The sequence below is a fragment of the Myroides sp. LoEW2-1 genome, assembly GCF_009767705.1.
In the GTDB taxonomy this organism is placed as follows: domain Bacteria; phylum Bacteroidota; class Bacteroidia; order Flavobacteriales; family Flavobacteriaceae; genus Flavobacterium; species Flavobacterium album_A.
This window is the reverse complement of the sequence record NZ_WSPP01000002.1, coordinates 38,441-47,209: the sequence shown is the minus strand read 5'-3', so window position 1 is coordinate 47,209 and position 8,769 is coordinate 38,441. Positions and strand designations below refer to the sequence as shown.

Annotated in this window: 7 protein-coding genes; all 7 read right to left on the bottom strand. The window is 35.9% G+C overall.

All coding sequences use genetic code 11. From position 1 onward, the window contains the following. Positions 1-33: 33 nt before the first annotated feature. The 7 genes from GOQ24_RS00275 to GOQ24_RS00245 all read right to left on the bottom strand — a co-directional run bounded on the left by GOQ24_RS00275 (position 34) and on the right by GOQ24_RS00245 (position 8,767). Positions 34-1,113 (bottom strand): mannose-1-phosphate guanylyltransferase, encoded by a 1,080-nt coding sequence (locus GOQ24_RS00275; RefSeq protein ID WP_155091322.1) that lies wholly within the window; start codon positions 1,111-1,113, stop codon positions 34-36. Positions 1,114-1,121: 8 nt separating this feature from the next. After that, positions 1,122-1,745, bottom strand: coding sequence for a SprT-like domain-containing protein (locus tag GOQ24_RS00270; protein ID WP_155091321.1), 624 nt, complete (start codon positions 1,743-1,745; stop codon positions 1,122-1,124). An 11-nt stretch (positions 1,746-1,756) separates the two neighbouring features. Then, positions 1,757-2,437 (bottom strand): SDR family NAD(P)-dependent oxidoreductase, encoded by a 681-nt coding sequence (locus GOQ24_RS00265; protein WP_155091320.1) that lies wholly within the window; start codon positions 2,435-2,437, stop codon positions 1,757-1,759. A gap of 6 nt (positions 2,438-2,443) precedes the next feature. After that, positions 2,444-3,382: a M20/M25/M40 family metallo-hydrolase gene (locus GOQ24_RS00260; RefSeq protein ID WP_155091319.1), complete on the bottom strand. Its 939-nt coding sequence runs from the start codon at positions 3,380-3,382 to the stop codon at positions 2,444-2,446. A gap of 151 nt (positions 3,383-3,533) precedes the next feature. Further along, positions 3,534-5,171, bottom strand: coding sequence for a pyruvate dehydrogenase complex dihydrolipoamide acetyltransferase (locus GOQ24_RS00255; RefSeq protein WP_155091318.1), 1,638 nt, complete (start codon positions 5,169-5,171; stop codon positions 3,534-3,536). Positions 5,172-5,180: 9 nt separating this feature from the next. Further along, positions 5,181-6,179: a pyruvate dehydrogenase (acetyl-transferring) E1 component subunit alpha gene (gene pdhA, locus GOQ24_RS00250; protein WP_155091317.1), complete on the bottom strand. Its 999-nt coding sequence runs from the start codon at positions 6,177-6,179 to the stop codon at positions 5,181-5,183. A 1,142-nt stretch (positions 6,180-7,321) separates the two neighbouring features. Further along, complete coding sequence (locus GOQ24_RS00245; RefSeq protein ID WP_155091316.1) at positions 7,322-8,767, bottom strand: SusD/RagB family nutrient-binding outer membrane lipoprotein; 1,446 nt, start codon at positions 8,765-8,767, stop codon at positions 7,322-7,324. Between the last annotated feature and the right edge of the window lie 2 nt (positions 8,768-8,769).

Below are 8,769 nucleotides of genomic sequence, written 5' to 3'. Positions count from 1 at the left end.
ACAATTGTCAATCCCTTTTACTTTTTATAAACCTTATTTGTTTTCCTCTTTTAACTTATCTTCAATATAGTGACTTACTGTCTTTATCTCCTGTTCTTTCTTTTTAGGGTAAATAAGCAAAACTCCTTCTTTATCTACGATAATATAATCACTTAATCCGTCCACCACTACAAGCTTATCACTATCTGTTCGAACAATATTATTCGTAGCATTATTAAAAAATGCCTTAGCATTCACTACTGCATTCTCTGAGCAATCTTTCGGTAACTTATCGTATAAAGACCCCCAAGTACCTAAGTCATTCCAATCAAATGTTGCAGGTAAGACATAGACGTTATTTGCCTTTTCCATGATAGCATAATCAATAGAGATATTCTCTGCCAAAGGATAATGTTCGTTAATAAAGGACTTTTCACCATTTGTATTATACAAATCATTCCCCTTGTTAAATAACTCTATCATCTTGGGTTGAAACTCAGAAAAAGCCTCTATAATAGCTTGTACACTCCATACGAATATCCCTGCATTCCAAAGAAAATGACGACTTTGAATAAACTTTCGCGCAGTCACATAATCTGGCTTCTCTCTAAATTGTACAACTTTCTTAATCGGTCGTGAATCCAGCTTATTGAATTCGATATATCCATATCCAGTATTGGGAAACGTAGGTAATATACCCAAAGTCATCAATACCCTATCTCTCTCACAAACATCAAATGTACGCTGTAAATTACTGATAAACTGCACTTCATCTTCAATCCAGTGATCACTTGGCGCTACCACCATAACAGCATCAGGATTAATCTTCTTAATCTTCATTGCTGCATATAAAATACAAGGTGCCGTATTACGCATAGCGGGTTCAAGAATTATATTCTCTAACTCTACTGATGGCAATTGCTCTCGTACAATATCTCTATAGTTTTCGTGTGTTAGGATTAAGATGTTCTCTTTAGGGATCAAAAGAGAAAGCCTTTTAAAGGTCTTCTGGATCAATGTATCCCCCGTACCTAACATATCATGAAACTGTTTTGGAAAATCAGGAGTACTTACTGGCCAAAAGCGCGACCCAACTCCACCAGCCATTACAACAGCATAATAATTCGAACTCATATATTTACTTATCTTTTTACAACATAATGGGTCAACAATTCCACTTCTGCATTTGCTTTAAAAGTGTATAATAAACCCGTAGAAACTTCTTGACACTCAAATCTCTTTATTCGCAATGGTCCACGTTTAAATATCTTGCCATTTCTAATTCTAAAATGACTGCCCAAAGGTATCTCGTAAACGAAACACACATGATCTCCTTTCTCCTGTTTATCATACATACGCATAGCGATAGATAATCTATCATCTGTATCACTACTCGCTGTGGGATTTCTAAAGTGATTAGCCAATAAAGGCAATAACTTATTTGGAAAGACTTCAGGCCGTATAAAAGGTACCATTAACAATTGAAAAGTTGACTTCCATTCTACCCCATGTGGCTTAATACGCCCCCCATACTTTTGATAAGCTACCAAATGAGCTATCTCGTGTATTAGCGTCATCAAGAAACGATATGGATTAAGGTTTGCATTTACTGTTATCAAATGCTTGCCATCATACCTCCTTGTATAATCCCCATGTCTTGTAACGCGTTCATTCACGATTTTTAAGTGTATTTGATATGCTTTAATCAACTCAAAAACGGGCTCGACAGCGTGTTCAGGTAAATATGGTTTTAACTTCTCTATCAAATCAATCTAATTTATGGTGTTGTACTCGATGCTTGCAGTACTTTACCATTAAAATATTTATTTCCGTTCAAGGCGAAATCACAGATATACTCCGCCATTTCTTCAGGCATTAATGGTGCTTGATAGCCAGGGAAAGCTTCCTCTAACATCTCAGTCTGCACAGCTCCTAAAGCAATAACATTAAATGATATACCTCTATCTTTATATTCCTCTGCTAATAGCTCGCTCAATATACTCACAGCCCCTTTACTTGAACTATAAGCAGCAAGTCCACCAAACTTCATTGCTCCTTGCACACCTCCCATACTACTGATCGTTACCACATGACTATTTACAGACATAAACGGTATACAAACTTGTACAAGACCTACAACTCCAAATACATTGACATTATAAACTTCTAAGAAATCCTCTTTGGTCAATTCTTCAAATGGTTTATTGATAAGTTTACCTGCATTATTCACCAAGATATCGACTTTACCAGCCCATCTTTGTTCTATAAATTCACAAACTTGCTTTAGATCATCTTCTTTTGTAAGGTCAACTGAAAGACAATGTACATTCTCAAGGGTACTTAATTCAGTTGATATTTTTCTCGAAATCGCTAACACTTGGTAACCCATTGCAGCAAATATCTTCACAGATTCTAAACCGATACCTCTACTTGTACCAGTTACAATAATATTTTTCATTCTATACTATTTCATTCTTATTTCTCCCTGTGGAGCGTTAATCACTTTACTCACTACAGGAATTACTTTATTGGTAAACTCAGTCATAAACTCGTAGTTCATCAAATGAGCTTCGTCCTTTACATGGTGATAGTACTCATAGTTCTCAAAATCAAATGAACTGAAAGTTTGACTTGGTATCTTAAACGCTTCGTAGAAAGGATAATTGTCCGAACGTTTGAATAGTTGGTATTCCTCAGCTTTCTCTAATTTCCCTACCAAAGCTTCACCAGCATAGTGATTTAATCGCTCTGCTAAAGTAGATAAATCGTACCCAGTCAAATAAGCCATATAATCGCGATTCATAGATAAACCAAGCATTTCGAAATTCAACATCGAAACGACATTTACATTAGCCTCTTTCAATCGAGTAGCTAAGTGTTTTGAGCCCACTAATCCTATTTCTTCTGCTGTAAAAAAGGCAATGATCACACTTCTTTTACTTTCTTTAAGCTTAGCTAAGTTTCTCGATAACTCTAATAAAATTGCAGTCCCAGCGGCATTGTCATTTGCGCCATTGGCAATAGAATCACCTTCTACTAACTTAGATACAATTCCTATATGATCGTAATGCGCTCCCAAAACAACATATTCACTTGCCAGTTCTTTGTCAGTACCTTCGATTACACCAACAACATTCCAAGTATCTTTTATTGTAGATAAAGTATCGTTATAAGACGTAAAAAACGGTTTGATGTGATATTCATTCAATTTATCAGCTAAATACTTAGCAGCTACTTGATTCTCATACGTACTGGTATTTCTCCCTTTTATCTCATCACTTGCAAGGAAATATACTGTCTCCTCAATATTCTTCATGTTTGCACTAACATCCGCTTTAGCAGGTTGTTTTACTCCACCGCAGCTAAGCAATAACAAACACATAAATAATCCTAAAACTCTCATTTCTCAAAAATTTAATCAAAAATACAAAAATCCAACCTCATATAGCGTACATAAGCCATTATACTTATTAGTTTTTTTACAAATAAATAGAACATAAAAGTCCCGTCTTTACAAAAAAGACGGGACTTCAAATTATCTTAAAACAAACTGCTTATGCAAGCATAGTTACAGGATTCTCTATATAACTCTTAAGAGTTTGTAAGAATTGAGCTCCTGTAGCTCCATCAACAGTTCTGTGATCACAAGCTAATGTAACTGTCATCGTATTACCAACAACAATCTGTCCGTTTTTCACAACAGGTTTCTCAACAATAGCACCTACTGATAAAATTGCAGAGTTCGGTTGGTTAATGATTGAAGTGAAAGATTGAATACCAAACATACCTAAGTTAGATACAGTAAAAGTACTTCCTTCCATTTCAGCTGGTGTAAGTTTTTTAGATTTAGCTTTTCCAGCCAATTCTTTTACTTTACCACCAATATGAGTCAATGACATTTGATCAGTGAAAGGCAATACAGGTACTACCAATCCGTCTTCCACAGCTACAGCAACTCCCACAGCGATATGGTTGTTATATACTGTTACATCATCTCTCCATTGTGTATTTACTTGTGGGTGTTTGCGCAATGCCATTGCACAAGCTTTCACCACCATATCATTGAATGATACTTTAGTATCAGGTAGAGCATTGATTACTTTACGAGATTCTATTGCATTATCCATGTCGATTTCTATAGTTAAGTAGTAATGAGGAGCAGTAAACTTAGACTCTGCTAAACGACGCGCAATAGTCTTACGCATTTGAGAGTTTTTCACTTCCTCTACACTAACTTCTCCAGCAGGAACAAAAGGTTTTACTTCATTCACTGTAGCAGTAGCTGCAGCTGGTGCTGATGTAGAAACTGTTTTTGCAGCTGGTACGAAGTTTTCGATATCGCGTTTGATAATACGACCATTCTCTCCACTACCTTTTACATCTCCTAAGTTAATTCCCTTCTCTTCTGCGATCTTCTTCGCTAATGGAGAAACAAATATTCTACCACCTGTATTTGATGTTGTTGTTGCAGCTGCAGCAGCATTTGATGTTTGCTCTTGAGCTTTTGGAGCCTCAGCAGCTGTTTCTTTTACATCTCCTCCAATAGAACCACCATTTTTAACAGACTCTACAACAGCAGAAACATCAGTTCCCGCAGGTCCTAAAATAGCAAGTACACTATCTACTGGTGCTGATTGTCCTTCTTCAATACCTACATAAAGAAGTGTTCCAGATTCAAAAGCTTCAAATTCCATCGTTGCTTTATCTGTTTCAATCTCTGCTAAAATATCTCCTTCTTCTACTTTATCTCCTACTTTCTTAATCCAAGTTGCAACTGTACCATCTGTCATTGTATCACTTAGACGAGGCATAGTAACTATTTTCACCCCCGCAGGAAGTTCAGTAGTTTTTGAAACAGGTTTTGATGTTTCAGCACTGGGAGTAGCTTCTTCTTTCACTACAGCAGTTGTAGCTTTAGCACCTCCTCCATTGATTAAAGAAGATATATCTTCACCTTCATTTCCAATAATAGCCAATAAAGAGTCTACAGGTGCAGATTCTCCTTCTTGTAATCCAATATATAACAATGTACCTGAATGGAAAGATTCAAACTCCATTGTTGCTTTATCTGTTTCAATTTCAGCTAAGATATCTCCTTCTGAAATCTTGTCTCCAACTTTCTTTAACCATGCCGCAACAACACCTTCTGTCATCGTGTCGCTTAAGCGTGGCATTGTAATTACTTCTGCCATATTATTTTATTATAATCTATGAGGTAAAAAAGGATAATTTTCTTGTTCGTATACTACGTCATACATAACATTCTTATCTGGGAATGGAGACTCTTCTGCGAATTTCTCACACTCAGATACAAGATCTTTTACTCTTTGATCCATGATTTCTATTTCCTCTTGTGTAGCATAGTTATTTGCTTTGATAACATCTAACACTTGAGTAATAGGGTCGATTTTTTTGTACTCCTCAACTTCATCTTTCGTACGATAATGTTGAGCATCAGACATTGAGTGTCCTCTATAACGATACGTTTTTATTTCCAATAATGTAGGTCCATCTCCACGACGAGCTCTTTCAATAGCTTCGTACATCGCTTCTGCAACCTTCACAGGATTCATCCCATCAACAGGTCCACAAGGCATTTCATAACCTAAACCTAATTTCCATATATCTGTATGGTTTGCTGTACGCTCTACTGATGTACCCATAGCATATCCATTGTTCTCGATACAGAATACTACTGGCAATTTCCAGTTCATAGCCATATTGAATGTCTCATGTAATGAACCTTGGCGAGCAGCACCATCTCCAAAATAACACATAGTTACTGCGTTGCGGTCAAAATACTTATCTGCAAATGCTAACCCTGCTCCTAAAGGAATTTGTCCTCCTACGATTCCGTGTCCTCCATAAAAGCGGTGCTCTTTCGAAAAGATATGCATTGATCCTCCTAAACCTTGTGAAGTACCAGTTGCTTTTCCTAATAACTCAGCCATGATTCTTTTTGGGTCAACACCTAATCCTATAGGCTGAACGTGATTTCTGTATGCCGTAATCATTTTGTCTTTTGACAAATCCATTGCATGTAAAGCTCCAGCTAAAACAGCTTCTTGCCCATTATATAAATGTAAGAATCCTCTAACTTTTTGTTGAATATATAGTGCGGCAAGTTTGTCTTCAAACTTTCTCCAAAACAGCATGTCTTCATACCATTTTAGATAAACTTCTTTTGTAATTTCTTTCATATGACTTTACTTTTCATCTGCGGCGTGACCGCTTAAAATACAGACTGTTTCAATATCCCACAATAGTGTGGAGCAACAAAAGTAGCACATCTACTTTACATAGGAAAATTTATTTTCTCTATTTTAGAACTCAACAGATTATATATATAAATTTTATGATTTTGTTTAAACTTTTTTACTATTTTATACCTAATTATACTTTTATCGTAATTGCCTTTTCTCGTTTTAAGACCTTCTAAACATACATACCACTAAATACACAGCTAAGTTAGTCTTAGAGAACAAAATATAACTCCCTTCTTACTTTATCTGACTCGTTTTACACTACAAATAAGCGCTTCTATTAGTTCCTATTTTACGAATATATTGCTTATGATGCCACACCTCATACAAGTAAAGCTTCAAGTACTCCATAGTTTGACACCAATTCGCGTGGAGATTGCTTGCGTGTTGCACTCACTTTTCTTGCACCTTTCTTGCACCTTTCTTCGAGAAAACCTCTCTCTGGGCGAGGAAACCCCAAGAAAAGTGCCAGTAATCCCCAACAAAGTGCAAGCCACTCCTATACTAAAACATATAAATATGCCTTTGAAATCTCACCTGATTCTTCATTAATTTCCGGAATAATACCTAATAGACTACACAAATAAAAAGAAGCTATACTAACAGCTTTAAAACATTAGCCACTATTTCCTTTTGCCATTTTTCAGGGTGAACTCACCTTTAACATTGACTAAACAAAACAAGGCCCAGAAGAAAAAATCTCCTGGGCCAAAAAAACCACAACCAAACTTCATGTATTACTTGATTAGAATACATTTCACTATAAATATTACCAAACCTATCTATAATTTCTACAACAACTGACTTCGCTTGGGAAGCTGGAGATAATAAAAATAGGTGATTAATCAATTCAGGCTCTCCCTATTATTATTCTCTCCAATATTTTTACTCCTTTGTGTAATACTACACCTAAAGGATCATTACTTATAACCTATACTTTTCATTACTATAAGTGTATTTCACTGGTAAAAAAAGGCTTTATCCTTCTAAGATTTTAAATTAGTGCTTACTACAACTTCACTAAATCCAAGGAAAAGAAAATCTTTATAACGCTGTGTCTTAAACTCATATCGCGTTATCTAATTTTGCCACCACATTTTTACATTAATATCATCTCCACCCATCTCTGCTTTAACCTTCTCATATTCATCTTTATTCTGACTGCGAATAGACAAAGGATAAGGAAAGCGATTAGGCATATTACCGTCATTCAACATAGACTGCGTCTTAGGTAATTTTGGCAACCCTGTACGCTTATGCTCAAACCACTGTTGATAATCAACCATATACAATGCATAGTACTTTTGCAACATTACTCTCTCTAAAGTACCGTCAAAAGCTGCTTTTTCATTCTCAAAATAGTCTGCTGGCACTTCAATTCCATACTGAGTTATTGCTGACTTCACCCCTTCTTCATAATGCAGTTTAGCATCACTCAAATAACCTTTAACTCCCAATTCAGCCTTGATAAACATCAATTCCGCATATGTCAAAATTGGTGCTTTAGTAGGATTCTTTGCTATAATATTGTTCAACCCTGAAGCCTCATAATCAAATTGAGAGTCTGGTCCATCCCATGCACTTGGTATTCCCTTATATCCGATATAAACCTTTTTCTTATCTACAACTCTATAAGCCTCTGTAGCATACAAAGGCAAACGCGGATCTTTAAAGTCAACTAAATTGTCAAGGAAGAAAGATGCCATTTTTCTACTTAACGTAAAATCTTGAATACGACTCCAAGGCGATACATTAGGTGTAACTCCTGTTATATCCAAAATAACAGATTCTTGGTTATTCTCTATTACTGGATACTTTATAGGATCATTGATAATGTTTGCCATCTTTGTATAAGCATTCATCTCAGCTTTGTTCGATACTCTTAACAATAAACGCAAGTGTAAGCTATTCGTGAATTTTTGCCAACGCAACCAATAAGTACTCTGATCGACAAATAATATGTCAGGTCTAAAGTTCATAGGACGCTTTACATCGTACAATGAATTAGCATATTCTAACTCCTCAAGCAAACTTTTATACACTTCTTCTTGCTTGTCAAATTTTGGTTTCAATACTCCCTCATCTCCTTTAGAAGAATCAAAATAAGGAATAGGTCCAAAAAGATCTGTTAGGTTAGATGCCATCCATGCTCTCAGTGTAATGGCAATTGCTTGATAGTTTGGATCAGCAACCTTTACTGCTTCAGCCTCCATATCACGAGCATTCTTCATCCATCTGAAATAAGCATTCCAAGAAGAAGAACCTATGTCGTCAGAAAAATCATATCGTTGTATTCCATCTGTATTACTTGGAAAGGCAACAATATCTTGCATAAAGTGATTGTTGTGTGACCAACTTCTATACATCCCATGACTTGCCACTTCATATATAATAGGGCTTAATAAGGTAGAAGGGTAAATCGCTTGTAGACGATTGGGATCAGTATTTGTTTCTTCAAAATCAGAAGTACAACTTGCAATCGAACATACACCAACAATTGCTATAAATATCTTTTTAAAATTCATGT

Excerpts from the sequence above, each read along its gene's own strand:
- GOQ24_RS00275 (WP_155091322.1), bottom strand. The coding sequence starts at position 1,113 with ATGAGTTCGAATTATTATGCTGTTGTAATGGCTGGTGGAGTTGGGTCG.
- GOQ24_RS00265 (WP_155091320.1), bottom strand. The coding sequence starts at position 2,437 with ATGAAAAATATTATTGTAACTGGTACAAGTAGAGGTATCGGTTTAGAA.
- GOQ24_RS00260 (WP_155091319.1), bottom strand. The coding sequence starts at position 3,382 with ATGAGAGTTTTAGGATTATTTATGTGTTTGTTATTGCTTAGCTGCGGT.
- GOQ24_RS00255 (WP_155091318.1), bottom strand. The coding sequence starts at position 5,171 with ATGGCAGAAGTAATTACAATGCCACGCTTAAGCGACACGATGACAGAA.
- pdhA (WP_155091317.1), bottom strand. The coding sequence starts at position 6,179 with ATGAAAGAAATTACAAAAGAAGTTTATCTAAAATGGTATGAAGACATG.
- GOQ24_RS00245 (WP_155091316.1), bottom strand. The coding sequence starts at position 8,767 with ATGAATTTTAAAAAGATATTTATAGCAATTGTTGGTGTATGTTCGATT.